The following is a 24,603-nucleotide window of genomic DNA, read 5'->3' on the forward strand; positions in this document are numbered from 1 at the left end:
ATGAGACTAAAAGCTTTGGTGATTTTATTACTAGGTATTACAATCACAAATAATGTTTTTGCAGCTGAAAAACCAACTGCAAGCCATAAATCGGTTATCAATTATTATATGGATAGTTACATGAATTCTGATTATAAAAAGTTAAAAGCGGTTTTAAGCGAAGATGCTGTTTTTACTTCGAATAGAGATGTAAGGGTAATTAAACATAAAGCAAGTGATGTATTAAGCCAGATGAAGAAAAATGAAGGCGTAATTCAGCGCGATTGCAGCATCAGTTCTACAATTGTTTCTGAAACCGATGCCCTGGTAATTGCACGTGTAGATATTAATTACGAATTATTTGATGGTGCACAACAAAACTTTGTGATCATCGAGAAAGATAAAGAAGGCGAATGGAAAATTACGCAGGTATACAAAGTCTTTATCAGCAACGATAGTGAGGCTAAAAAACTCGTTTCAAATTAAGGGCATTATTCTTAGATGCGGAGAATTATATAGCAAATAAAACAACAAAGTCTCGGTTATTACCGAGACTTTGTTGTTTTATTTCTTTTCGACTTAAAAGTTAATTGGTAATTCTACCTGCGTTCTGTCCCACCCGATAACCAGATTAGCACCTCCAATAATCTCTGTAAAGGTTAAGGAGAAATACTCGATCGGTTTAGCCAGGGTTTTAACCGGAACATTTACACGAACAATATCTTTAGCCTGATTGTAGGTAAAAGCACCCCATTTATCGGTTTCGCTATTTACAATAATCGTCCAAGTGTCTTTATTTGGAATGGCAAATATGCTATAAGCACCTGCTTTGATTTTTTTACCGCCAATGCTTACTTTTTTGAAGAAACGAACCTCTGTACTTTCGTTAGCGCCAAAACGCCAAACATTTCCATACTGTTCTAAAACGCCAAAAATATCACGTCCTTTTTTCTGTGGGCGCGAATAAACAATCTTTATAACCGGTTTTGTTGGGTCTCCAGCCTTTGCCTTTGGAGCATTAAGTGGAAAATAAACAATATCTGCAGGGCTTGGGTCTGCAACAGGAAATTTTACTTCGGCGGTAGGAGCTTGTTGGGCCTTTGCGCCAAAACAAAGAAGAGCGAAAACAACAATGAAGATATTTTTCATTTATAGGTTTTTGTTTTCAGTAGCGATGAGCAATTATGATCTTACAGCTATTCGTAAAATCATAATCGCCTCATTTGCTGTGGAATTATATTTTTAATCCTTAAAAGGATTTAATTGTATAAGGGACTAAAAACTAGTATTTTCTTCCTTTTACGATAGCGTTTAAAAATAAGCCTGCTGTTAACAAACCTAAAACGCCACCTAACAAAGCAAAAATATAGTTTTGCGTAATGATTGCTCCAGTTAAAACTCCGAAGAATAAACCTAAAGCATAATATAACCAGTTGAAATTATTGCTGCTGTTCTCTTGTACACTCATGTTTTTTGTTATTTGGAGGCAAAGTTAATATTTATTTTAAATTTTAATTTGTCATTACGCCCAAATTCTAATTAATTATCAATTCTAGCCAATTTATAATCAGCCTTTTTCAGATAGGTAATCAATTCTGCCAACCTGTTATAAAATTTATCAGTTCTTCTGGCATCTGTACCAATGTGCAGCAATAAGATAAAACCATTTAAACCACTGGGCTTTGTTTCATTAAAGGTAATAATCGATCGATATATTTCATCGCTCGATCGATAACTTTTTCCCATTTCGGGATAGGTATAATCAGCGTTTGATCGTGTGCCGGGAGTGAAGTTGATTAATTGTAAGCCCAGCGCATTGGTCCAGTTGGCGATGGTTTGGTTATACCATTCGTAAGGAGGTAAAAAATAGCTCGCCGTTTCTTTGTTAATCCCAAAACCTGCCATGGCCTGATAGTTATTATTTAAATCTTTTTCGAAATCAGTTTTTGTAACCAGAAGACTGTCGCGTTTATTCCAATCGCAGTACAATAAATGTTTGTCAGAATGCGGGCCTAGGTAATGCCCGTCATTTTTTAGTTTTTTAATCAATGAATGGAAGTTAGGGTTCCGATAAAAATTTCCGGTAAGAAAAAAAGATGCTTTAACTTTCTCCTGTGCTAGCACCTTGCTTATTTTCTCGCCGCCATCAGCATATTCGTCACCTGTAAAAACCAGATAGATTTTCTTTTGAGTAGAATCGCCCCGAATGTTCGCACCCAAGCTATAAGTTTTATGGTTGGGTAGGGGTTTAGCCTGTGCTTCTTTGGCCGCTAATAAATAAATAAGAGAGGCTGTTCCGTCCATTGTAGGTTCATTGGTACTATAATCACCATAATCATCGTGGTAAACGGCCAAATCGCTCTGAAAGTCGGCATATTCATCAGCATCATTTAACTTGATCCCAATTAAGCCTTTATAAATATTGGTGTAAACTGGTCCGTCAACCAGTCCGCCATTTATTGGATAATTCTTTAAATGGGTAAAAGCCGAATGCGGATCGGTTGGGGTATCTCCCCATTGAGGCAGACCATAAACCATACTCGTTCCCCAAGGATTACTGCCAAAAAGCCAATCGAAATTAGCCTGTTCAAGCTCAGCGTAGGTTTTATCGCCACTTAAGGCGGCATACCAGTTGCATTGCATAGCAAAGGAAACAGTTAAATTGTTACTACACCAGATAAAAGGAATACCACGGTAAAAGGCGTTGTTTTGTGCACGGTTCCAAACTTGCTTAATTCCCTTTTGATAATAGCTGATGGCTGTTTTGTCCTTTAAATCTTGTCTGGCAATTTCGTAGTGACCAAGGTTGATGAAAGGATAATATTGATAGTGCGCTGCGGTGTCTTTTTGTAGCCAAGGCGTGACACTTTCTTGCTGAGCATAGTTTAAGGCCAGCGTTATTTTCTTTTGATCGACCTTTTCTCTTCCAAAATTGAATGATGTTTCTGCCAGTTCCATATCGTCAACCCAATTGTCTTCAGCATAAATGTATGGCGATTTTACAGAAGCCGTTTGTGTTACACCAGGTTTTCGTAACGCGAATTTATATGCCGTTTTGGCTTTTTTAGTAAGCATTTGTGCATAAGTCCGATCACGCTCTTTAAATAAAACAGAACCTAGATTAAAAGCACTGGTAAATTTAGCAGCGGTAGAGCTGGTTCCTGTGGTGTTGTTCATAAATTTACCACGCTGCTGCGGTTCTCCAGTAATAAAATAAAGCGGGCGCTCAAACCCTTTACCATATTGGCTGTCTTCTTTTGGTATTCGCATGCTAATGTGATCACGGTCATCAGCCAATTGGTTAAACATCATGTTCTTTTGCGGATGCATTTTCAGTAGCCAATCTAAACCCCACTTTGCTTCATCCAAAATATCGGCCCTGCCGTTTTTTCCGGTTAAACCGTTTGCCTGTTGCTTATCGCCAAAAACCTGTGGGAAATCGCGGTAGGCCATTAATAGATGATAAGTAGCATTAGCAGATGTTGTTGAATATTGCAAATAATCACTTGCATCGTGCCACCCACCAGAAGCATCAAAATGTGTACTATCTTTAAGGCCTGCTTTTGCGCCATATAATACAAAGCCATCGTGGGTATGGCAACTGTCTTTAAGGTAGGGGTTAAAGCCGCTTCGTTGCTGGCGCATATACTGCAAGCAGAAATCTGCCGCACCTTTATATACATCATCATTGATCAGTAGCAGGGGCGAAGTAGTGCCATTTGCCCGGATATAAAAACTCCCCTGTTTTTTAAAATCGCTAAAATTTAACCTGGCTGTTTGTTTAAAAGGGCCGTAACGCCCAAAACTTTTAATATTAGTTGAGGTATAAACAATTTTATTGGTCTCTTTCTCTACAATTTCAAATTGGGCAAGTATTTCATTTGTTTTACTCGCCCATACTGCAACTTTAATACTTTCGGTAGGGTAGCCGAGCAGATTAATCCTGATCCAGCGCTGATGGTCTCTTCTTGTTGTGCCGATAAATGAACATAGGAGCCATAGGGCAAGGGCAAAAGTTGCCACTGTAAAGAACTTATTTTTCATTATCAAGGGTGATTATTTCATTTAAAATTAGGTTTTTATCAAGATAATGTAAAAGAAGTACTAAAACATTTGGAAATTAATCAATCGTTTGATTAATTTTGTGTCGTCAAAAAGAAATGAAAACAGAAAAAGTAGATAAAAAACAAGCCATTCTCGCTGCAGCTGAAAAGTTGTTTTGCGAAACGGGTTATGAGGGTACTTCTACCCGGCAGATTGCTAAAGAATCTGGGGCGAACATGGCGATGATAAATTATTATTTCGGTTCGAAAGAAGGTGTTTTTGTAGAGATCATGAACGAGCGGATTGCAGGTTTTGCATCTCAGCTCAAAATCATCAATGAAGATAAGATTTCGGCGTTGGAAAAATTGCACAAAGTTATAGAAGGCTATGTAAATAGGATTATGAGTAACACTGCATTTCATAAAATGATGCACCGTGAACTGTCTTTAACCCAAAGGCCCGAAATGTACGATAAGATTAAGGACGCCATGAGCCAGAACATGCAGCTTATCGACCGGATTATTACGGGCGGTATTGAAGACGGCAGTTTTAATAAGGTAGATGTGCGGATGGTAATTGCGACTATTATGGGTACCATAACCAATATTGTTATTGCACCGCATAAGGTAATGTCTTGCGCTAATTTCGACCTGAACAATCCGAAGGATAAAAAAATTATTAAAGAGCGGGCAATAGCTCACTTACAAGATTTAACAACAGTTTATTTAACGACAAAAAGATGATACCCAAATCGATTAGATTAATGCTTGTGGCATCATTAATTCCGGCAGCTTTATTTGCGCAGAGCAGTAAGGAATTAAATATTAACCAGGCAATAGAACTTGGCATAGCCAATAGTAAAAACTTAAAACTTTCTCAAAACAAAATTGATCAGGCTGCTGCACAGCTCGCAGTTGTAAAAGACAATGCATTGCCAACCGCAAGTGCAAGTTTTATGTACAACCATGCTGAAATACCAACCACTACCTTTGCTTTGCCTGGTAGTGAGTCATCTTTTCATCTGCCTAAAAGAGCCGATGCTTTTGTAGGTACAGCAGCGGTGCAAGAACTTGTTTACGGAGGCGGTAAATTAAAATATGCAAAAGAATCTACCAAATTATTGGCCGAGGTTGCACATTTAGATGCCGATAAAAACAAGGAAGAAATTACGTATGCAGTAATCAATACCTATTATGCTCTATACAAGGTTTTACAGAGCAGAAAAGTGGTTGATCAGAATTTAGAATCGATCGCTGCTCAGATTAAACAGGCACAACGTTTCTTCGAACAGGGTATTGTAACCAAAAACGATGTACTGCGTTTCCAGTTGCAGCAGGCAAATGTTACGCTAACGCAAATGGATATTGAGAGTAACCGCAAAGTGATCAACTACAACTTAGATATTCTTTTGGGTTTACCAGAAGATACCGAAGTTAAAATTGTTGATCCCACCATTGGCTTAAAAACGCCAGGTTCGTTAAACGAATATATTGGACTGGCAATGGCCAACCGCCAGGAGTTAAAACAACTTGATGTGCAGAACAAAGTTGCCGATTTTAACATTAAAACCATCAAAGCAAATACGTTGCCTACCGTTGGTGTTGGTGCAAACTTATATTACATTAACCCAAGTGGCAATTTTATTCCGCCAACAAATCAATATTTAATGCCTATTACATTAGGGGCAACAGTTTCCTGGAATTTCGGCAACCTTTGGACAAACAAGAACAAGGTAAGCGAAGCGAAAATCCAGCAAAGTGCAATTATCATTCAGAAAGATATATTATCTGATCAGGTAAAAACAGATATAAACAAAAACTTTCAAGGTTATCAAGTGGCCATGAACAAGATCCAGGTTTTGGAAACTTCAATTGCACAAGCTACTGAAAATGATAAGTTGTTGGCATCTAAATACAAAAACAATGTGGCTTCTGTTACCGATCGTATTGATGCAGAAACTTTATTGTACCAGGCAAAAATAAACTTAGAGATAGCTAAGGCAGACGCAGGTTTGGCTTACTATACACTATTAAAATCAACAGGAAAAATAACGCAATAAATACAGCAATGACAACTGAAAAGAAAAAAAAGAACCTAGTAGTACCCATCATTTTAGGTGTTTTACTAGTAATAGGTATAATCTTCGGGATTACAGAATGGAATTATTATAGCAAACACGTAGATACGGATGATGCGCAGATTGATGGCGATATCAGTCCTGTTGTTGCCCGTGTTGGTGGTTATGTAAAGGATATCAATTTTGAAGAAAATACTCACGTAACTGAAGGACAGATTTTAGTGAAACTTGATGACAATGATTATAAAGTTAAATTAGAGCAGGCACAATCTGGTCAGAAAGGCGCAAGCGCAGGTGTTGGCGTGGCACAATCTCAAATTGTGGCTACCCAAGCCAATACCGGTACTGCAAAAGCGAACGTTGATGCAGCAAAATCAAATGTTGAAGCTGCAAATGTTAAGTTAAATTTAGCGCAGAAAGATTATAACCGTTACGAAAACCTGGTGAAAGATGGTTCAATTACACAACAAGCTTTCGATCAGGCTAAGGCGAGTAAGGAATCTGCAGAAGCAGCCAGGCAATCTGCTCTGGCAGCATATCGTGCAGCACAAGATCAATATAATGCTGCGGTTAAACAAGTTGGTACTACGCAATCACAGTTAGCGGTGAGCAGCAATGTAATCAGTCAACGCCAAAGTGATATCGATTTTGCAAAGCTTCAGTTATCCTATACTGATATTAAAGCACCTGCAAGTGGTATTGTATCTAAAAAGAATGTTCAAAAAGGACAATTGATTCAGGCAGGCCAATCTTTATTCTCTATTGTGAATGATGGAAGCATTTATGTAACTGCAAACTTTAAAGAAACACAGTTAGAGAAAATTAAAGAAGGTTCTAAAGTAGAAATTGAGGTTGATGCTTATCCAGACGAAAAAATTGAGGGTGAGGTGTATAATTTCTCTCCAATTACTGGTGCAAAAGGATCTTTATTGCCTCCTGATAATGCTACTGGTAACTTCGTTAAAGTTGTGCAACGTGTTCCGGTAAAAATCAAAATCCATCCATCAAAAGAACTGTTGGCTAAGTTACGCCCAGGAATGAGCGTTAAAGCTTCAGTATCTACTAAATAATATTTAAAATGGCCGAAGTAGGTTTAAAAAAGTGGATTATTACGTTTACGGTAATCACAGCTTCACTGTTGGAGCTGATTGATACAACTATCGTAAACGTGGCAATACCACAAATACAGGGGAACCTGGGCGCCACCTTGGAGGATGTGGCCTGGCTTTCTACCGGCTATGCGGTAGCAAACGTTATCGTGTTGCCAATGTCGGGCTGGTTGGGTAACCGGTTCGGCAGGAAAAATTATTTTCTTACCTCCATTATTGTTTTTACACTTGTTTCCTTTTTGTGCGGAAATGCCACCTCATTGGGCGAACTGGTTCTTTTCAGGATTATCCAGGGTTTGGCTGGTGGTGGTTTAATCTCAACTGCACAGGCAATTTTAATTGAAACCTGGCCACGTGAAGATGTGGGTATCGCTACAGCCCTTTTTGGTTTGGGTGCGGTAGTAGGGCCAACTGTTGGGCCAACTATTGGCGGGTACATTCTAGATGTGAGTTCATGGCCATGGATTTTTTATGTGAACATTCCCGTCGGAATAGTCGCGGCCTACTGTACATACACCTTTGTGCGGGCCACTCCGAAAGAAGGGCAGGGTCAACCTGTCGATTGGTGGGGCATTGCATTATTAGCTGTTGCAGTGGGTAGTTTGCAAACAGTATTGGAAAAAGGAGAGAGCGAAGATTGGTTTGCTACCCCATACATTACAGCTTTGGCGGTTGCATCGGTATTTGGATTATTGCTTTTCATCTGGAGAGAAATGAGTACCGACCACCCGATCGTAAACTTTAAAATTATGCGTCACCGGAGTTTTGCGGTGGGGATGTTTACTTCCTTTGTGCTAGGATTTGGTTTGTACGGTTCGGTATTTGTATTTCCTGTATTCTGTCAGAACCTGTTGGGCTTTTCGGCCCTGCAAACAGGAGAACTACTTTTTCCAGGAGGATTGTGTACCATTGTAATGATGCCTTTTATTGGTATTATGCTTAAAAAAGGTATTCCTGCGCAGTTTATGGCTACTTTTGGTATGATCGCATTCTTTATTTTCTGTTGGATGCTGAGCAACTCTACCCTGCAATCGGGCACAGGCGATTTCTTCCTGCCTTTGGTAATCCGTGGTGTAGGTATGGCGCTTTTATTCGTGCCGTTAACTACTCTGGCTATACAGGATCTGAAAGGACCAGAAATTGGTCAGGGCTCAGGTTTGAACAATATGATGCGCCAATTGGGCGGCTCATTTGGTATTGCAGCTTTAACTACTTTAATTCATATCCGTTCGGGTTTCCACAGAAGTGTTTTATTGGCAAATGTGAACGATTATAACCAACCATTTGTGGATCGTTTTAACGGTTTGATCAAAGGATTTATGGCAAAGGGACAAACTTTGTTTGATGCCAAAATTATGGCGGCGAAAGCGATGGAAGGAATTGTAACCAGACAAACGATGTTACTTACATATGATGATGCATATTGGGTAGCAGGGTTAATTATGTTGTTCTCAATTCCATTACTTTATCTGCAAAAGTTTAAGAAAAACGCAAACATTCCTGCAGATGTGCACTAAAATTTGCAAAGAAATGCCTCAAAAAATGGCAAAAAACAAAAACAGCCGGTGTATTTTATTACATCGGCTGTTTTAACCCAAAAAATTAACAATCAATGCAATGCCCTTAAACATTGCAAATGTTCTTACTTAACCACATCGTGGCCAAATAAGATTTTAAAATTAAAATTTATTCTACAATTTTCCAAATTGTAAGCCTTAGAATTTTAATACCTTATGCATTTTTTGTAGTATTACGGTATACAAAACTATTGCATAAGCCATGCCCAAACTTCGTTTAACTACGCAACGAGAATCTATTTTTAATAATGAGGTAATCTCAAAATTCGAGCTATTTAACAGTTTATTTCTCACCTTGCCTTTTTACAAAATTAAAGATACCGGAACACTGCTTCCGTTGTTTTTTAAAAGCTGCGAAGAAGGCATCGCAAACGGAGAAAAACCTGCACAGATTATCGAAGAGTTTTTTGCCAAGTATACCAGTTATACCGAGCGAAAGGATATTGTTGACCTGCTTTTCCGTTTTATCCAGTATATCGAACGTCAGGTGGTACTTTTTGATGCCGTAGAGGATGCTTCTTTTACTAAGTTAAATACTACTGATGAGCAGAGTACATTAGCATTTATTTTAAAGAAGAATGCAGATAACAAACCGATGTTATCGAAAATTGAGAAACTGATTGATGAACTTTCGCTTCGTTTGGTTTTAACCGCGCATCCAACCCAGTTTTATCCTGGAAGTGTATTGGCCATTATTACCGATTTAACCAAAGCCATTAGGGATAACGATCTTACCTCGATGAACTCTTTGCTACAGCAATTGGGTAAAACGCCATTTTTTAATAAAAAATCGCCAACACCGGTTGATGAGGCCCTAAACCTGGCTTGGTTTTTAGAAAATACTTTTTATTTCGCTGCAGCTAATATTCAGGAAGAAATAGATCAGAACCTGGATGAATACAATCTGGAAACCAAGAAAATTTTAGAACTGGGTTTCTGGCCCGGGGGAGATAGGGATGGAAATCCAAATATCCATGCCGATACGACCTTGGCAGTTTCTAAAATGTTGCGACAGATCCTTTTCCGTTGTTACTACCGCGATTTTAGGGTAATTAAACGTCGCATTACCTTTAGAGGTGTTGAAGAAAATATTGCAAAACTGCATGACGTGTTGTATCTAAATGCTTTTGACCAGACCTGTGAGCTTCATGATATTTCTGATGAACTAAGGGATAACCTGAATAAAATTAAAGAAACGCTGTTGGCAGAACACGAAGGGCTGTTTGTTGATTTAGTTAATGATCTGATCCGCAAAATAGACTTATATGGTAATTACTTTGCTTCGTTAGATATCCGTCAGGATAGCCGTGTGCTGCGAAATGTGCATGCCTATTGCCGTGCCAATAAGCCCATTTCTTCGTTATATCCTGCTGATTATGATAAACTGTCTGAAGCAGAGAAATTAGCTTTGATTTCTTTTAAAGAGGCAACGGTTGTTTACGCCAGTGAGCCAGATGCTTTGACAAAAGATACGATTGAGGTAATTAAAGAAATTAAAGGTATCCAAAAACGCAATGGTGAAAAAGCCTGTCATCGTTTTATTATCAGCAATTGCCAGCAGGCGAGTGATATCCTTCAGTTGATTGAGCTTTTCTTATGGAACGGATGGAGCAAAGATTCGTTAACCATTGATTTTGTGCCGCTTTTCGAAACGGTAAACGACTTAAAAGGCGCTGCGGCCATTATGGAAACCTTGTATAGCAATCCGTTTTACAAAGCACACCTCGCTAAACGCGGCAATAAACAGCATATTATGTTGGGTTATTCTGATAGTACCAAAGATGGTGGTTACTTAATGGCCAACTGGTCTATCTTTAATGGTAAAACATCTTTGTCGGCTGTTGCAGCAAACCATAATATCCAGCTGGCCTTTTTTGATGGTCGTGGTGGCCCGCCTGCACGTGGTGGAGGTAAAACACACCGCTTTTATGCTTCAATGGGTAAGGAAATTGCGAACAAGAATATGCAGTTAACGGTGCAAGGGCAAACCATCAGTTCTCAATACGGATCGGTAGAGAGTGCAGAATTTAATATCGAGCAATTAATCAACGCCGGATTGACCTCTGGACTAAAAGAGAAACACAATATTCTGTTAGATCCTGAAAATAAAACCCTGCTTGATGAAATGGCCGAAGAAAGTTATAAGGCTTTTGTTGATTTGCGTGAACATCCATTATTTGTGAGTTATCTTGAAAAGTTATCTCCTTTAAAACTATTATCTCAGGCGAATATTAGCAGCCGTCCGGTAAAAAGAAATGGTGGTGGCGAGATGAAGCTTGAAGATTTAAGGGCCATTAGTTTTGTTACCGCATGGAGCATGCTGAAACAAAATGTTCCAGGTTTTTACGGTATGGGAACAGCTTTGAAAAACCAGGAAAAGGCCGGAAACTGGGATAAAGTAGCAAAAGTTTATCAGGACTCCGATTATCTGAAAACGATTGTAGATAACTGTATGATGAGTATGAGCAAATCAGACTTTACTATTACAGCGCATTTGGCCGCAGATAAGGAGTTTGGTGCTTTTTGGACACAACTACACAACGAATTCGAATTAGCGAAGGAGATGCTTTTAAAACTCTCCGGACAGCCAACATTAATGGCTAATTATCCAGTAGATAAAAAATCGATCGCCACACGCGAGAAAATTATTTTACCACTGGTATTAATCCAGCATTTTGCTTTAGAGAAACTACAGCACGACCAAAACGAAAAAGACCAGCATGCTTTAGAAAAACTTGCGGTAAGAACGGTGTTTGGTATTGTAAATGCAGGTAGGAATTTAGCTTAACCCGCCTACAAACCCGTAAGGTTTTTAAAACCTTACGGGTTAAATATATAACGCCAAGGTCTGTGTCCCTACAGACCTTTTCTTTGGCTCCTATCATTCTGAGGTATGGGGAATCTGTCGTATAATGGCAGATAAAACCAAGCCTTGTTTTCCAAAAAACAGATTCAGAGCTATAAACAGATGCTATGTTTTAATAGCTGGAAAGATGCTGAAATAAATTCAGCATGACGAGAAGCAGAAAAAATACCAAACAAAAATCCCTCGCAAATTCACATCTGCGAGGGATTTTATATTTTGAAAAAGCCAGATTAAAGCTTAAAGACGATTATCGATCAATCGAACCCATTACTTTTTGACCAAAAGCATTTAATGCGTCTTTTTCGGCAGCGCCTTCGCTTACCATCTGGTGTACTTCTAATGCACCACAAATATTGGTAATCATTTCGCCCGCTACATCAATCTCATGCTCACTAACTCCTCTAAATTCGCAAAAAGCTTCTAATACTTCTAAAGTACTCTCCAGTTGAGCCGGAGTGGCATTTTGAAATAATTGTCTTATAACTGGAATCTTCATTACTTTATCTTGTTAAATAGTTCAATTAAACCTTCTGCTTTGTTGGTTTGCACCTGGTCTACCAAAGCGCCGCCTTCAAAAGCTGCAAAAGTTGGTAAATTATCAACGTTTGCAAATTTGCGTGAGTTTGGAAGTTTTTCGGCATCAACAATCAAGAAAGCGACATCTTCATTTTCCGAAGCCAGTTTTTTAAACTTAGGTTTCATGATTCTGCAGTTTCCGCACCAAGATGCAGCATACTGAACCATCACCTTTGAGTTGTCGGCCAGGTGTTGTTGAAGATTATCTTCTGTTAATTCTAAAAACATAACGTTTTGTTTAATTAGTTAGCGGCTAAATATTCAGCTACGCCAGTTCTATTTGCATTCATTGCTTCTTTTCCTTCTTCCCAGTTTGCCGGACAAACTTCGCCGTGTTTCTGAACGTGAGTATAAGCATCAATTAAACGTAAATATTCTTTAACGTTTCTTCCCAATGGCATATCGTTTACACTTTCGTGGAAAACTTTACCAGTTTCGTCGATTAAGTATGTAGCTCTGAAAGTTACATTAGAACCTGAGAAAGATTCATTTCCTTCTTCGTCGTAGTTAACTTCCTGATCTAAAATATCAAGGATACCAGATAATTGTCTGTGTGTATCTGCCAGGATCGGGTAAGTAACACCTTCAATACCACCATTATCTTTTGGTGTATTTAACCAGGCGAAGTGAACTTCGTTGGTATCGCAAGATGCACCGATTACAATTGTATTTCTTTTTTCAAACTCAGGTAAAGCAGCTTGGAAAGCGTGTAATTCTGTAGGGCAAACGAAAGTAAAATCTTTTGGATACCAGAATAATAATACTTTACTATTTTTGTTTACAGCCTCTTCAAATACGTTGATTTTCAAGTCATCACCCATGTCTGACATTGCATCAATACTAACACTCGGGAATTTTTTACCTACTATTGCCATAATTTTTTGTCTTTAATTTTGTTGCCACAAAGGTAAGGCTAAAAGCGGAGTGAATCAACCCCGATCTGCTAATACTTAATTGTATTTATTGATAACGATATAGACAAAAACTATATCGAAAACTTAAATTATAGTCGTATGCTATTTGAACCTTTTGTCGTCATTTCGAGCGGAGTGTAACGCAGTAGAGATGGCAACCAGCTTAACGGAAAGCTACTTTTTTAACGTATTCTCATACAATTTAAATATTCTTTTATACTCATCGGTCCAACTGCTTGGCTCGATAAAACCATGGTCTTCTACCGGATAAACCGCAAGTTCCCAGTTATTTTTACCCAACTCAATAAAACGTTGCGTTAGGCGTACAATATCCTGAAAATGAACATTCACATCAACCATTCCGTGCGCCATTAAAAGGTTTCCCTTTAACTTATCGGCGAAATAGATCGGAGAGCTTCTTTTGTATGCAATTGGATCATTAAAGGGTTCGTTTAAAATATTCGAAGTATAACCATGGTTGTAATGTGCCCAGTCGGTTACCGAACGTAAAGCCGCACCACTGGTAAAAACCTCGGGCTCGTTAAACATCGCCATCAGCGTGATAAAACCGCCATACGAGCCGCCATATAAACCAACATGCTGCGGGTTAACACCATATTTCTCCACCAAAAACTTAACGCCATCTACCTGGTCTGTTAAATCTTTTCCGCCCATATGGCGGTAGATGCCTGTGCGGTGATCGCGGCCATAGCCGGAACTTCCGGTATAATCAATGTCAATTACGGTGTAACCATTATCCGCCAGTAAATTATTGAACATAAACTCGCGGAAGTAAGTGCTCCAGCCAAAGTGAACGTTTTGAAGATAACCTGCACCATGAACAAAAACTACCGCGGGATGATTAGGATGCGGATTATCCGATTTATAAACTCTTGCATACACATCAGCGCCATAACGGTTTTTAAAGATTACCATATCCGGTTGACGCCATTTGTAAGAATTAAATTCGGCAGAGGTAGATTGCGTAATTTTTTCGGCTTTGGCTCCAACCTTATTCGGCTGAAGATACAACTCACCAGGTTTATCCATAAAGGAATAATTAATGGCGATATATTTCTCGTCAGGAGAAAGCGTAATTTCATTTAAACCTTTCATAGTGGTAATCTGCACAGGTTCGCCACCATTAACACCGATTTTAAAGAAATTGGTAATACCAGGATGCTCTTTGTTTGCTTTAAAATAAAAGGTGCTTCTATCTTTTGAAAGCTGAACGGATTGTACTTCCCATTTGCCAGAGGTTAGTGGTTTTTTATCACCTGTGGCGATATTGGCAATATAAAGATGCGAATACCCGGTAGCTTCGCTTTGGTAATAAAAGCGGTTATTGTCTATCCACCCAGTACTACCCTGGTAAAAGCCACTAATGCCTGGGCCACCAATCCAGGCTTCATCCCGTTGGCGGTCTATTAAAGAAAATTTACCAGTTAAAGCATCTAGTTTTAAAATCCAGCGGTCTTTATTGTCGGTAGATGTTGCCACAACAATTGCTGTACTTCCGTTATCGTTCCAAAGCGGGCCAAAGAAATTTACAGGTCTGTCTGCATTTTTCTTTTTTAGCGTATCCAATTCTTTTGGATAATCTTTAAGGTAATCAGGAAGATCTTTAATGCCCGGTATGGTAGCAGTCTGAATGGCATAAACAGAATCTTTTTGGGTATCGTAGATAAAGCCCTGCGAAATATTTTCATTTTCCCCAACCTTTGTTCTGCCAGGAATATCTTCCGTATAACCCGAAGATGTAATATAATTTGGAACAATAGTGCCGTGGTTATTCTGCGCTGGTGTGGTGAGCTTATAAGTAATAAAATGCCCATCGGGACTAATGGTTACACCATTTAAAAATTTATCTTCGGTATAAAGCTCTTTTAATGGTTTTGTATCTGCAGATGTTGCGCCAGAACGGCCTCTTCCACCACGGGCACCACTTCTGGTTTCTGCATTTCTCTTTTTGATGATATCGAAGAGTTCGGTTTGCTGTGCTTTCAGCCATTTATCCTGCTCGGTAACAGGTTTGGTTTCTGGCCTTCCGGCTTTTTTACCTTTAACGAAATTGGTGAGCTGTTTGGTTTCGGATGATTTTAGATCTACCTCGAAAAGATTATCACCCAATTGATAAACAACATTTCCACTGGTTAAAAAAACAGGGCTGCTCTCCCGCTCTTGTGTACTGGTTAACCGGGTTTCTTTATTGCTTTTGAAATTCTGCAAATAGATATCGCCACTTTTTTCGATTAAACCAAGTGAGCGGTCAGTATTATAGGTATAGTTTAAGCTTAACAGTTTTTCATCTTCCTTTTCTGCGGCTTTAACGGGTTTGGTAGATGTTGCTGAAACCTTGAATAATTCTTCTTTAGCTTTATTTTCGGGATTCCAGTTAAAGTACAGGGTTTTGCTATCTGCAGTCCAACGGAAATTAGTTGGTGCAACGCCCATCCACTTTGGATCGCGCATGATCTTTTCTACGGTTAAGGGCGCTAGTTGTTGCGCGAAAGTATATTCGCCTGTGCAAAGCAAAAGGAAAAGTAAATATTTCTTCATGAATTTTAGGTTTGGACGCAATTTAGGTAAAGCGCCACCTAATTTTAAAAGGAAATGGAAATGTTACAACAACCTCCCTATGAAGGATAGTGTTTTATAGCAAAAGCTCTTCATTCCCTCTCCTTGAGGAGCGGGGCCACACGAAAGGCAGATTAGCTGCACCCACTTACATAGAGAGGGGTTAGCGGATTACCCTGCCGGTTTTATCTACATTCACATCATCGAACGGCTTTAGGTACTCGTTGATGATTATTGCAAATTCTCTTCTGGTTAATACTTTTTTAAGGTCGTATTTAGAAGTAAACTTGTAATTTTTGCTCCACTTTTTTTGCAGTTCGGTTTTGATTGCCTCAACCGATTTGTTGCCTACATAACAAACCATCGCAATGGTGTTTTCTAAATTAATGGGGATATTCTGATGGTCATCAAACCAGATCTGGGCCTTGTAATAATAATCTTTGATCGGCTGCTTAATTTCATCGTAAGTAACCTCTTTTTCAGGGTTGAAATAGGCTTTATCTTGCCTTATTTCTGCCTTAAGAATACCGGTTACACCAACTTTCTGAATGGCGAGCCAATTAGAATCTATCACTTTTACATCCTCAAAAGGCATTAATGCATGTTTGTAACTAAGTAATTCGCCCTGAATCCTTTTTAAGTTCGATAAACTGGTTTTTGTGTCGAAAAAAGCGGCATAAGCCGCGGTTGCTCCGGCGGCAGGTCCGATTTCAAATTGATCGGCAGGAATATATAAAAGGTTTTCCTGATTTGGGATGAGTAAGCTGTATAAAGATAAAAAATTGGCCCCTTTAGACGAAACACTTGCTACTGTTGTTCTATATAGGGTTTCGTTATAATTTAATTGATTTGAAGGGGCAGAATTTAAGTTTGTAATTTTTAATGCAGCCATTAATTTTCCTGGATTGTCGGCCATAATCAGAACTTTTGCTTTGATGCTCGTATCTTTAGTGAGTTTCACTTCCCAGCCGCTGCCAGATCGTTTAATTTCAATATAAGGCGTATTATTAATCACATTTAATAGCAGCGTGCTATCAACCGTTACTTTTGTCGGCTTCTTTTTATCGGGTTTTGGTTTAGGCGCTGCTAAGCTTTTTGCGTTTTCAATTTCCCTTTTTAGAAAGTCCTGATAGAAATTTACCTCCGTTTTAGGCTTGCCCTCAGAAACTTTCTTAAGATCGAGCTGTTCCTTTTGTGCGAGTAAAATGGTTTTAACACCAGATTTAAATGATTGAAAAGATGCGGTATATGCGGCATCACCACTGCCAATAACCAGTACATCTGTTTTTAGGGTTTGGGCATGTATAACAACGGGAATTATGAATGCAAAAACAAAAAACAATCTTTTCATCTGTGAATATTAAAATTTGCTGCAATATGCTTTAAATGAATGAATTTTTAATGAAATGAATGCATTTTAACTAAATTTAACGCACAACATAGATAGGCTTTTTGAGCTTATTTCAAAGAGAGACAGTCAAAAATCTTTCGACAAGTTCAGGAGGACACAAACTAAATGAAAGAAGAAATTAAAACGGTTTTCGGTTTACAGCAGCAACATAAATTCGGGTTGCGCAAAACGGATGCTAAAACACGCATTGGAAAATTAAAGTGGCTAAAGCAAGCTTTAGAAAGCGCAGAAGCGCAATTATACGCTGCATTAGAAACAGATTTACGAAAAAACCGTTTCGAAAGCGCCGTAACCGAGTTGTTTTTCATCTATGCCGAAATAGATCACGCTATAAAAAAACTGAAGGGGTGGATGAAACCAAAACCGGCGGGTAGAAGCATGAGTAATCTTTTCGCTAGGAACAAAATCTATTACGAACCAAAAGGTGTTTGCCTGATTATTGCGCCTTGGAATTATCCTTTACAATTGATTATGAGCCCGTTGATTTCCGCGATTGCAGCAGGAAATTGTGTCATCCTAAAACCTTCTGAACTGAGTGGCGCAACAGCGGATGTGATTAGCAAATTGATTTCAGATACTTTTGATGTAAAAGAGATTGCTTGTTTTGAAGGTGATGCAGATGTTTCTACCGAATTGCTAAAACTTCCTTTTGACCATATATTTTTTACGGGGAGTACGGCAATAGGTAGGGTGGTAATGGAAGCTGCAGCAAAAAACCTTAGCTCAGTTACCTTAGAGCTTGGTGGTAAATCTCCGGCTATTGTAGATGAAAGCTGTGACCTACAAAAAGCGGCAGATAAAATTGCCTGGGGGAAATTGGTTAATGCCGGACAAACCTGTATCGCCCCAGATTATGTGCTGATTAAAGAAAATATGCTGAATGATTTTGTAATACATTACAAAGCTGCTGTTCAGAAAATGTTTTTTGAGGAATCGACAATTAACAAAAATGATTATGCTAAAATCATCAACACGAAACAGTTTCAACGTTTAAATAAACTGATTGAAAAAGCCCTCGGCGATGGCGCTATATTAGCCTTTGGTGGAAAATCGGATGAGCAGGATTTAACCATTACGCCTACGCTTTTAACTTCGGTAGCTGAAAATAGTGAGATAATGCAGGAAGAAATTTTTGGTCCGGTTTTGCCCGTTGTTACTTATCAAAACTTACAGGAGGCCATCGATTTAGTAAATCGTAAAGCAAAACCTTTAGCATTATATGTTTTTTCAGATAACACTATAAACCAAAATAAAATCATCAGCGAAACTAGCGCCGGAGGAACCTGCGTAAACGATGTTCTGATTCATATTGGTAATCCGAATTTACCTTTCGGTGGGGTAAACAATAGCGGTATAGGTAGCTGTCATGGTATTTTTGGTTTTAAAACCTTTTCGCATGAAAGGGCAGTGGTTTTCCAGTCGAAGCTGGGTTTAACCAACATGATTTATCCGCCTTACAAAAAAAAAATGGGCTTGTTAAAATGGTTGAAGAAGTTGATGTAGAATTTATTATGGTACTTAATCCCAGATCTTTATATTTGAAAAAAAATGATGAAAAAACGCTCATATATTTCAATTTTTTTTCTTTTAATAAGCCTAATGGGCTGTCAAAAAGAAAAGACTCCGGTTCAATCGCCTGGACTCTCTGATTTTACTCTAAATGTAGCGAGGGTCGGACAGCCTTCTTTTACACTTACGAATCCGAAAAGCAAAAGTAGTGGAGCTTTCTCTTTTAAAACAAGCGACACCTCGTTGGTTGCCATCCAGGCAAATCTCGTTACCATTAAAAAAAGTGGAACTTGTGTTATAACGGCAATACAACAAGCAACAGAAAGCTTCAGTAAAGATTCTATTACAGCAACCTTAATAATATCACCACGCCTTCCCCCGATGCTTACATTTGTAATACCCGATAAAAAAGTAGGCGATCCTCCATTTATTTTAACACCCAAAAGTGAAAGTAATGGAGAAATCACTTTTAAGAGCAACAATGTTGCTGTTGCATTAGTTGTGGGAAATCTAACAACTATAAAAGGCCCGGGGAAGGCAGTCATAACGGCTTATCAAGCACAATCTGGGATTTACGATGCATACAGTTTTTCTGCGAATCTTGTTGTTACCGACGCGTTAATAGCTGAGACATTGACGGATATAGATGGGAATGTATATAAAACGGTAAAAATAGGGAATCAGGTGTGGATGATGGAAAACTTACGGACAGCGCATTATAGAGATGGAACGATAATACAAAATGTGACAGGCGATTCCCATTGGGGCACCCAACCAAGTGGGGCGTATTGTAACTATAATAACAATCCGGAGCTAGGCAAAACATATGGTTTTTTATATAATTGGTATGCAGTAAATAGTGACCGTAAGCTTGCGCCGCAAGGTTGGCATGTGCCAACCAGTGCTGAATGGACTATTTTGTATAATTATATTGGGGGAGACCGTTATAGTGGTGGTAAAATTCAAGAAAGCGGCAATAGTCACTGGATAAATGACACTGGGGCTTCAAATATAACACAGTTTACTGGCTTACCCGCAGGAAGAAGGAATGCAGATGGGACATATGAGAGTATAACTTATCATGGAAACTGGTGGACTGCAACGGCTAATTCTATCGAAACAGCATCGTATTATAATTTATATGTTAAAGGTTACATTGAGCTTGCTGAGAGCTTTAAAAGTTTGGGTTACTCGGTAAGATGTATTAAAGATTAATTAATGGATTTAGAACAGCTTAAATACCCGATTGGCCAATTTTCAATGCCAGAAGTTTTCGATCAAAAACAAATCGACATATGGATTTCCGAAATCGAAACTTTACCGAACGAACTTAAGGAGGCTACCGAAAATTTAACCGAAAAAGAATTAAACCAAACTTATCGTCCGGAAGGATGGACGTTGAGGCAAGTTGTTCACCATATTCCCGATAGCCACATCAATGCTTATATCCGTTTCAAGCAAGCCATTACCGAAGATGTTCCCGTAATCAGGCCATATTATGAAGAGCGCTGGGCTGAAACTGGGGAAGCGAAAAATGGGGATGTCAAATTATCTATTGATTTATTGGCTGCTTTGCACCAACGTTGGGTTGCTTTTTTAAAAACATTGAAACAGGAAGATTATCAGCGAAAATACATTCACCCGGCTCAAGGAAAAGAACTTACATTGGCAAACATGTTAGGTATGTATGCCTGGCACGGCAAACATCATTTGGCACACATTACCAATACCATAGCAAAATGAAAATAAATCGTTTAAATTTATTGGTTTTAATCTTTATCGGCTTTTGCACCAATGTGAATGCACAAAAAGATCCTTCAAAAGCTTTTGCTTTTATTTTAGGCTCATGGGAAATGCAATCCGCCAAGGGCAAAATAGTAGAACAATGGATCCAAAATGCAGATCAAACATTCAGCGGCAAAAGTTATCGAATAAATGCCAAAGGTGATAGTTTGCTTACCGAAACCCTTAAGATCAAAAAGATTGGAAAGGATACTTTTTACTGTTCGACTGTGACAGGGCAGAACGAAGGGAAAGAAACTTGTTTCAAACTTATTACTACGAAAGATGAGACCTATGTTTTCGAAGATAAAACCCACGATTTTCCGCAGAGAATAGTTTACCAAAATCAAGGGAAAAATGATTTGCTCGCCTGGATAGAAGGCGAGCTTAATGGTAAAAGCCGAAAATCGGAGTTTAGGTATAAACGGCAATAGTTTACATCAAAACCAACATTGCTGCGCTCATGGCAATCATAATCGCATCTTCAACAATGGTTACAGTACTCATGGGTAGGTTAAATACCGCGCCCAAGCAAGCACACTGAATCTTTTTCTTATTTAAAACGCTTTCTAAAACACCAAGGATGCTTATCGTCATTACGATTAGCGTAACCCAGTTTACCACTACAGGTGATAAGTTTAAAGCAAAAGATAAGCCTAACCCAAGTTCGATAAAGGCATAGATATAACCCCACGCACCAAACTTTTTGGCTACGATATCGTACATGGCATAACTTTCGGCAAAAGCTTTTAGATTAAGCATTTTAAAGAATGAAAAGGTAAGGAAAAAACCAGCCATAAAAATGCGCATAAACACCATGAAATTGATGGCATTGCCCTGCCACGAAACCACTAACGAAATCGCGGTAACGTACCCAAAAATTAAGAGAATGGGCTTATAGGTTTCGGCCCACGATTTTGCCCCTTCCATTGCTTCATTATGTTGGGTTGCTGAGATCTGATATTTACTATCTGATCCGCCCAGGGCTTTTTGCAAGGTATCTAAACCGATATGTTTATCCATGCTAATGGTAGCGGTATTGGTGTCTTTTGAGACCTCGACCGAGGTTACATCTGGTAAAACGAGCAGGTTACTTTTTACTTTATTTTCGCAACCGCCACAGGTCATGCCCGTGAGTTGATAGGTATGTGTCATAATTAAAATCTTTATACAAATTTACTGCTTCGTGCCGCGAGAGGCATTACAGAATAATCATAAAGTTTTATAGAATTTTGTGTACTATCATTCCGTGGAACATAGGTTTTTTCTTAATGACTTTAATCCTTAATGATAAATTTTCAAAATATGCTTTTGACCATTAAGGAGTAGAAAATTAAGGTTCAAGATCCGTTTGAAACAGCTAAAACCAGTTCTTTGGCGATTCGTTTCTCCCTAAACCTCTATTTATCCCACCACTACCGAAGTCATCGTTAACGAACCGCCAACGGCTTTATCATTAAAGAAAGAAACCTCTTCTTTATCGTTTTTCATTCCGAGGGTATAAATAAGTGGCAGATAATGCTCTGGCGTAGGAATCGCCAACATCGCATCTGTGCCGAGGTTGCGGTAGTTGATCAAAGGTTGATGGTCGCCGTTGGCGATTAAATTTTTAAACTTATCGTTCATTTCAATCGCCCAATCATAGCCACCTCCATTAATCATGTCCCAGCTTAACATACGCAGGTTATGCACCATATTTCCGCTGCCTATAACCAATATCCCTTTTTTGCGGAGGGCATAAATTTCTTTGGCAATTTCATAATGTAACGCTGGAGATTTGGTGTAATCGATACTTAATTGGAGAACAGGAATATCTGCATTAGGATACATATGTTTAACAACAGTCCAGGTACCATGATCTAAACCCCAATCGTGGTCTAAGCCCACAGGGGTGGAATGAATTAAATTTGGTATTTCAGCAGCCAGTTTTGGATCACCCGGAGCAGGATATTGAACATCAAAAAGTGCCTGCGGAAACCCTCCAAAATCATGGATGGTACTTGGGAAATCCATTGCGGTGACAAAAGTGCCATGAGTGTACCAATGTGCCGATACAACCAGCACGGCTTTTGGAACGGGAATGTTCTTCGCTAATTCTGCCCAACTTTGGCTAAACTCATTGTTTTCGATGCCATTCATAGGCGAGCCATGACCAATAAAAAGCGTTGGCATTAGCTCGGTTTGAGGCAAGCGCTGAGTGAAGCTCCGGAATTGCGATAGTGCAGACATGATATTTTAGAAGTTATACTAACCGTCATCCCGAACTTGTTTCAGGATCTATTTAAAATGAAAGATTCTGGGACAAGCCCGGGATGACGATCTTATGTTTTTATGTTATTTCCCTCGAACAAACTCCAGGTTTAATTTAATAGCCACATCTTTTGCAACGCCAGCGCCAGTTGGGTCATATTTAATATTATAATCTAAACGGTTAATGGTTGTAGTTGCTCCAAAACCAGCTTTAGTGTTGCCTTGCTGATCTTTAGCGGTGCCACCATAAACAACGGCAAATTTTACATCTTTAGTTACATCGCGGATCGTTAATTTACCACTTAATTCATAATTATTTCCACTTAATTTTTTGAAAGATGTGCTTTCGAATTTCATTGTGGGATAAGTCGCCACGTTAAAAAAATCATCAGTTTTTAAGTGCCCATCTCTCATATCAACACCAGTAGTAATGCTATTTACATCAACAGTAAAGCTGATTTTGGCATCGGTTAAATCTGGTTTAGAAGCGGTAATCGTTCCGTCGAATTTTTTAAAAGAACCGTCAACGAAAGAAATACCCATGTGTTTAACCGAAAAGTTAACAAACGAATGCATGGGATCTATTTTCCAGCTTGTTTGTGCAAATGATGCCACACTGATTGAGGTAGCGATCAGAAATAAGAATAATTTTTTCATACTCAGTAATTTATTTAAATACAAAGTTATCACAGAAGCAGCCGATTAGTCTTGATTTATGATAAGAAATTATTTTTAAGAAGTTAATCTGTTAACGGTTTTTGGGTTCATAGTTCCATAGGCGATAGGCTCATAGGCCCTCAACCATGATCTATCTAACCATTGGCCATAAACCTTACTCCATTTTCCATCAAACCTCGTCAAGCGTTTTCCTACTGTCTGTTGATGTGGTCTTATAAACCGAGGGTGTAATTCCGGTTACTTTTTTAAATTGTGCTGAGAGGTGGGCAACACTGCTGTAATTTAGCTGATAGGCAATTTCGCTCAGTGTAAGTTCGCCGTATGTAAGCATTTCTTTTGCTTTTTCTATTTTTTGAGCAATGAAATACTTCTCGATGGTTTGATTTTCCATTTCTGAAAAAATACTGCTCAAACTCGTATACTCCAGTTTTAACTGCTCACTTAAGTAAACAGAGAGGTTAATTTTTAACGGCTCTTTGGTGTAGTGTATCAGTTTAATAATGGCGGTTTTAATCTGTTCGGCAATTTGAGTTTTCTTATCTGCTAGCAGTTCGAAGCCAAAATGTGTTAGGCGCTCTGCTATTTTGATTTTATCCTCCGAGGAAATATTTTCGGCCAAAGTAACTTCGCCCAGTTCAACCAATAGTGGTTTAAGGCCTAGCTTTTCCAGCTCAGCCTCAACCACCATTTTACAACGGTTGCATACCATGTTTTTGATATGCAGCTTCATTATTTCGATTTTATGGTTTCTGAAACATCGCCACAATCGAACATCATGCTTCCATAATATGGGTTTTCGATGTTTTCTTTTTCGTTTAACCAGCTCGCCTTAGCCATTGGGCAATGTTGAATGTAAACGGTCTTACTATTAAATTTTAGACCTCTTAAGGTTTTAATCATGGCATAAGAAATTCCTTCAAAAGCTTTTCTCTGTGTTTTAATATCATTAGAGCCTGCAAGTTGTGCTGCTTTGCTTTTAATGATAGCTGCTTGCTCCATAAATGTTTTATGTTGGTCTGCTGGTAAATCTTTGTGGTTTACTGCATTTACCTTTGCTGATAAAACTTTTACTTTTTCTATAGCGATGTCCTTTTTATCGGTTGCCAGTGCATTTTTTACGTCATAATATGCTGTTAAGACCTGATTTAAGGCTACATCTGTTTTGCCTTGGGCGTAGGTGAAAGCTGTTGTTGCGATTGTCATAATGGCAACTATTCCTAATATTTTTTTCATCTGTTGTAAATGGTTTTTGTA

At 38.7% G+C, this 24,603-nt stretch carries 23 protein-coding genes; 10 read left to right on the plus strand and 13 right to left on the minus strand.

Annotated features, from left to right (window positions below; all coding sequences use genetic code 11):
• Positions 1-465 carry a nuclear transport factor 2 family protein gene (locus FHT21_RS16800; RefSeq protein ID WP_167295923.1) on the plus strand — a complete coding sequence of 155 codons (465 nt, stop codon included), beginning with the start codon at positions 1-3 and terminating at the stop codon, positions 463-465.
• Positions 466-558: 93 nt separating this feature from the next.
• Here the strand turns inward: FHT21_RS16800 and FHT21_RS16805 are convergent, their stop codons facing one another.
• The 3 genes from FHT21_RS16805 to FHT21_RS16815 form a co-directional block, all read right to left on the minus strand.
• On the minus strand, positions 559-1,128 hold the full coding sequence (locus FHT21_RS16805) for a DUF2911 domain-containing protein (protein ID WP_167295924.1): 570 nt from the start codon (positions 1,126-1,128) through the stop codon (positions 559-561).
• 133 nt (positions 1,129-1,261) lie between these two features.
• Positions 1,262-1,447, minus strand: a complete 186-nt coding sequence (locus FHT21_RS16810; RefSeq protein WP_025141696.1) for a hypothetical protein — start codon at positions 1,445-1,447, stop codon at positions 1,262-1,264.
• Positions 1,448-1,518: 71 nt separating this feature from the next.
• Entirely contained in the window at positions 1,519-4,023 is a 2,505-nt protein-coding gene (locus FHT21_RS16815; RefSeq protein WP_167295925.1) for a glycoside hydrolase family 9 protein, read from the minus strand.
• 116 nt (positions 4,024-4,139) lie between these two features.
• Between FHT21_RS16815 and FHT21_RS16820 the strand changes: the two genes are divergently transcribed.
• The 5 genes from FHT21_RS16820 (at position 4,140) to FHT21_RS16840 (ending at position 11,574) form a co-directional block, all read left to right on the plus strand.
• Positions 4,140-4,766 carry a TetR family transcriptional regulator gene (locus FHT21_RS16820; protein ID WP_167295926.1) on the plus strand — a complete coding sequence of 209 codons (627 nt, stop codon included), beginning with the start codon at positions 4,140-4,142 and terminating at the stop codon, positions 4,764-4,766.
• Positions 4,763-6,082 carry a TolC family protein gene (locus tag FHT21_RS16825; protein ID WP_167295927.1) on the plus strand — a complete coding sequence of 440 codons (1,320 nt, stop codon included), beginning with the start codon at positions 4,763-4,765 and terminating at the stop codon, positions 6,080-6,082. The genes FHT21_RS16820 and FHT21_RS16825 overlap by 4 nt, the downstream gene beginning before the upstream one ends.
• Before the next feature lie 8 nt (positions 6,083-6,090).
• Entirely contained in the window at positions 6,091-7,170 is a 1,080-nt protein-coding gene (locus FHT21_RS16830; RefSeq protein WP_167295928.1) for an HlyD family secretion protein, read from the plus strand.
• Between the two features lie 8 nt (positions 7,171-7,178).
• Positions 7,179-8,726, plus strand: a complete 1,548-nt coding sequence (locus FHT21_RS16835; RefSeq protein ID WP_167295929.1) for a DHA2 family efflux MFS transporter permease subunit — start codon at positions 7,179-7,181, stop codon at positions 8,724-8,726.
• A gap of 262 nt (positions 8,727-8,988) precedes the next feature.
• Positions 8,989-11,574 carry a phosphoenolpyruvate carboxylase gene (locus FHT21_RS16840; RefSeq protein ID WP_167295930.1) on the plus strand — a complete coding sequence of 862 codons (2,586 nt, stop codon included), beginning with the start codon at positions 8,989-8,991 and terminating at the stop codon, positions 11,572-11,574.
• 325 nt (positions 11,575-11,899) lie between these two features.
• On the opposite strand, the gene FHT21_RS16845 is transcribed toward FHT21_RS16840, so the two are convergent.
• The 5 genes from FHT21_RS16845 to FHT21_RS16865 form a co-directional block, all read right to left on the minus strand.
• The gene (locus FHT21_RS16845) at positions 11,900-12,148 is read right to left on the minus strand and encodes a hypothetical protein (RefSeq protein ID WP_167295931.1); all 249 of its coding nucleotides are present in this window, start codon (positions 12,146-12,148) and stop codon (positions 11,900-11,902) included.
• Positions 12,148-12,456 carry a thioredoxin family protein gene (locus FHT21_RS16850; RefSeq protein WP_167295932.1) on the minus strand — a complete coding sequence of 103 codons (309 nt, stop codon included), beginning with the start codon at positions 12,454-12,456 and terminating at the stop codon, positions 12,148-12,150. Before FHT21_RS16850 ends, FHT21_RS16845 begins: the two co-directional genes overlap by 1 nt.
• A 14-nt stretch (positions 12,457-12,470) precedes the next feature.
• A complete protein-coding gene (locus FHT21_RS16855) occupies positions 12,471-13,103 on the minus strand; it encodes a peroxiredoxin (protein WP_167295933.1) in 633 nt (210 codons plus the stop codon).
• A gap of 213 nt (positions 13,104-13,316) precedes the next feature.
• Positions 13,317-15,701 carry a prolyl oligopeptidase family serine peptidase gene (locus FHT21_RS16860; protein ID WP_167295934.1) on the minus strand — a complete coding sequence of 795 codons (2,385 nt, stop codon included), beginning with the start codon at positions 15,699-15,701 and terminating at the stop codon, positions 13,317-13,319.
• Positions 15,702-15,882: 181 nt separating this feature from the next.
• On the minus strand, positions 15,883-17,070 hold the full coding sequence (locus FHT21_RS16865; RefSeq protein ID WP_167295935.1) for a hypothetical protein: 1,188 nt from the start codon (positions 17,068-17,070) through the stop codon (positions 15,883-15,885).
• 165 nt (positions 17,071-17,235) lie between these two features.
• Here FHT21_RS16865 and FHT21_RS16870 point away from each other — a divergent pair, with 165 nt between their 5' ends.
• Genes FHT21_RS16870 through FHT21_RS16885 form a run of 4 tightly spaced genes read left to right on the plus strand, consistent with a single transcriptional unit; the run spans position 17,236 to position 20,855 of the window.
• Positions 17,236-18,633 (plus strand): aldehyde dehydrogenase family protein, encoded by a 1,398-nt coding sequence (locus FHT21_RS16870; RefSeq protein ID WP_167295936.1) that lies wholly within the window; start codon positions 17,236-17,238, stop codon positions 18,631-18,633.
• Positions 18,634-18,678: 45 nt separating this feature from the next.
• Positions 18,679-19,854, plus strand: coding sequence for a fibrobacter succinogenes major paralogous domain-containing protein (locus tag FHT21_RS16875; RefSeq protein ID WP_167295937.1), 1,176 nt, complete (start codon positions 18,679-18,681; stop codon positions 19,852-19,854).
• Between the two features lie 3 nt (positions 19,855-19,857).
• Positions 19,858-20,382, plus strand: coding sequence for a YfiT family bacillithiol transferase (locus tag FHT21_RS16880; RefSeq protein ID WP_167295938.1), 525 nt, complete (start codon positions 19,858-19,860; stop codon positions 20,380-20,382).
• Entirely contained in the window at positions 20,379-20,855 is a 477-nt protein-coding gene (locus tag FHT21_RS16885) for a DUF6265 family protein (protein ID WP_167295939.1), read from the plus strand. Before FHT21_RS16880 ends, FHT21_RS16885 begins: the two co-directional genes overlap by 4 nt.
• Position 20,856: 1 nt before the next feature.
• Here FHT21_RS16885 and FHT21_RS16890 read toward each other — a convergent pair whose 3' ends face one another.
• The 5 genes from FHT21_RS16890 to FHT21_RS16910 all read right to left on the minus strand — a co-directional run bounded on the left by FHT21_RS16890 (position 20,857) and on the right by FHT21_RS16910 (position 24,582).
• On the minus strand, positions 20,857-21,576 hold the full coding sequence (locus FHT21_RS16890) for a heavy metal-associated domain-containing protein (protein ID WP_167295940.1): 720 nt from the start codon (positions 21,574-21,576) through the stop codon (positions 20,857-20,859).
• Positions 21,577-21,825: 249 nt separating this feature from the next.
• Positions 21,826-22,650 carry a 4,5-DOPA dioxygenase extradiol gene (gene ygiD, locus FHT21_RS16895; RefSeq protein WP_167295941.1) on the minus strand — a complete coding sequence of 275 codons (825 nt, stop codon included), beginning with the start codon at positions 22,648-22,650 and terminating at the stop codon, positions 21,826-21,828.
• A 105-nt stretch (positions 22,651-22,755) separates the two neighbouring features.
• Positions 22,756-23,328, minus strand: coding sequence for a YceI family protein (locus FHT21_RS16900; protein ID WP_167295942.1), 573 nt, complete (start codon positions 23,326-23,328; stop codon positions 22,756-22,758).
• Between the two features lie 190 nt (positions 23,329-23,518).
• A complete protein-coding gene (locus tag FHT21_RS16905) occupies positions 23,519-24,079 on the minus strand; it encodes an AraC family transcriptional regulator (protein WP_167295943.1) in 561 nt (186 codons plus the stop codon).
• Positions 24,079-24,582, minus strand: a complete 504-nt coding sequence (locus FHT21_RS16910; RefSeq protein WP_167295944.1) for a DUF3347 domain-containing protein — start codon at positions 24,580-24,582, stop codon at positions 24,079-24,081. Before FHT21_RS16910 ends, FHT21_RS16905 begins: the two co-directional genes overlap by 1 nt.
• Between the last annotated feature and the right edge of the window lie 21 nt (positions 24,583-24,603).

It is taken from the genome of Pedobacter sp. SG908 (assembly GCF_011759615.1).
GTDB lineage: Bacteria > Bacteroidota > Bacteroidia > Sphingobacteriales > Sphingobacteriaceae > Pedobacter > Pedobacter riviphilus.

Coding starts and splice junctions, on each gene's coding strand:
- FHT21_RS16835 (WP_167295929.1), top strand. CDS start 7,179: ATGGCCGAAGTAGGTTTAAAAAAGTGGATTATTACGTTTACGGTAATC.
- FHT21_RS16800 (WP_167295923.1), top strand. CDS start 1: ATGAGACTAAAAGCTTTGGTGATTTTATTACTAGGTATTACAATCACA.
- FHT21_RS16825 (WP_167295927.1), top strand. CDS start 4,763: ATGATACCCAAATCGATTAGATTAATGCTTGTGGCATCATTAATTCCG.
- FHT21_RS16885 (WP_167295939.1), top strand. CDS start 20,379: ATGAAAATAAATCGTTTAAATTTATTGGTTTTAATCTTTATCGGCTTT.
- FHT21_RS16890 (WP_167295940.1), bottom strand. CDS start 21,576: ATGACACATACCTATCAACTCACGGGCATGACCTGTGGCGGTTGCGAA.
- FHT21_RS16865 (WP_167295935.1), bottom strand. CDS start 17,070: ATGAAAAGATTGTTTTTTGTTTTTGCATTCATAATTCCCGTTGTTATA.
- FHT21_RS16855 (WP_167295933.1), bottom strand. CDS start 13,103: ATGGCAATAGTAGGTAAAAAATTCCCGAGTGTTAGTATTGATGCAATG.
- FHT21_RS16900 (WP_167295942.1), bottom strand. CDS start 23,328: ATGAAAAAATTATTCTTATTTCTGATCGCTACCTCAATCAGTGTGGCA.
- FHT21_RS16880 (WP_167295938.1), top strand. CDS start 19,858: ATGGATTTAGAACAGCTTAAATACCCGATTGGCCAATTTTCAATGCCA.
- FHT21_RS16830 (WP_167295928.1), top strand. CDS start 6,091: ATGACAACTGAAAAGAAAAAAAAGAACCTAGTAGTACCCATCATTTTA.
- FHT21_RS16860 (WP_167295934.1), bottom strand. CDS start 15,701: ATGAAGAAATATTTACTTTTCCTTTTGCTTTGCACAGGCGAATATACT.
- FHT21_RS16820 (WP_167295926.1), top strand. CDS start 4,140: ATGAAAACAGAAAAAGTAGATAAAAAACAAGCCATTCTCGCTGCAGCT.
- FHT21_RS16905 (WP_167295943.1), bottom strand. CDS start 24,079: ATGAAGCTGCATATCAAAAACATGGTATGCAACCGTTGTAAAATGGTG.
- ygiD (WP_167295941.1), bottom strand. CDS start 22,650: ATGTCTGCACTATCGCAATTCCGGAGCTTCACTCAGCGCTTGCCTCAA.
- FHT21_RS16910 (WP_167295944.1), bottom strand. CDS start 24,582: ATGAAAAAAATATTAGGAATAGTTGCCATTATGACAATCGCAACAACA.
- FHT21_RS16815 (WP_167295925.1), bottom strand. CDS start 4,023: ATGAAAAATAAGTTCTTTACAGTGGCAACTTTTGCCCTTGCCCTATGG.
- FHT21_RS16870 (WP_167295936.1), top strand. CDS start 17,236: ATGAAAGAAGAAATTAAAACGGTTTTCGGTTTACAGCAGCAACATAAA.
- FHT21_RS16805 (WP_167295924.1), bottom strand. CDS start 1,128: ATGAAAAATATCTTCATTGTTGTTTTCGCTCTTCTTTGTTTTGGCGCA.
- FHT21_RS16810 (WP_025141696.1), bottom strand. CDS start 1,447: ATGAGTGTACAAGAGAACAGCAGCAATAATTTCAACTGGTTATATTAT.
- FHT21_RS16875 (WP_167295937.1), top strand. CDS start 18,679: ATGATGAAAAAACGCTCATATATTTCAATTTTTTTTCTTTTAATAAGC.
- FHT21_RS16845 (WP_167295931.1), bottom strand. CDS start 12,148: ATGAAGATTCCAGTTATAAGACAATTATTTCAAAATGCCACTCCGGCT.
- FHT21_RS16840 (WP_167295930.1), top strand. CDS start 8,989: ATGCCCAAACTTCGTTTAACTACGCAACGAGAATCTATTTTTAATAAT.
- FHT21_RS16850 (WP_167295932.1), bottom strand. CDS start 12,456: ATGTTTTTAGAATTAACAGAAGATAATCTTCAACAACACCTGGCCGAC.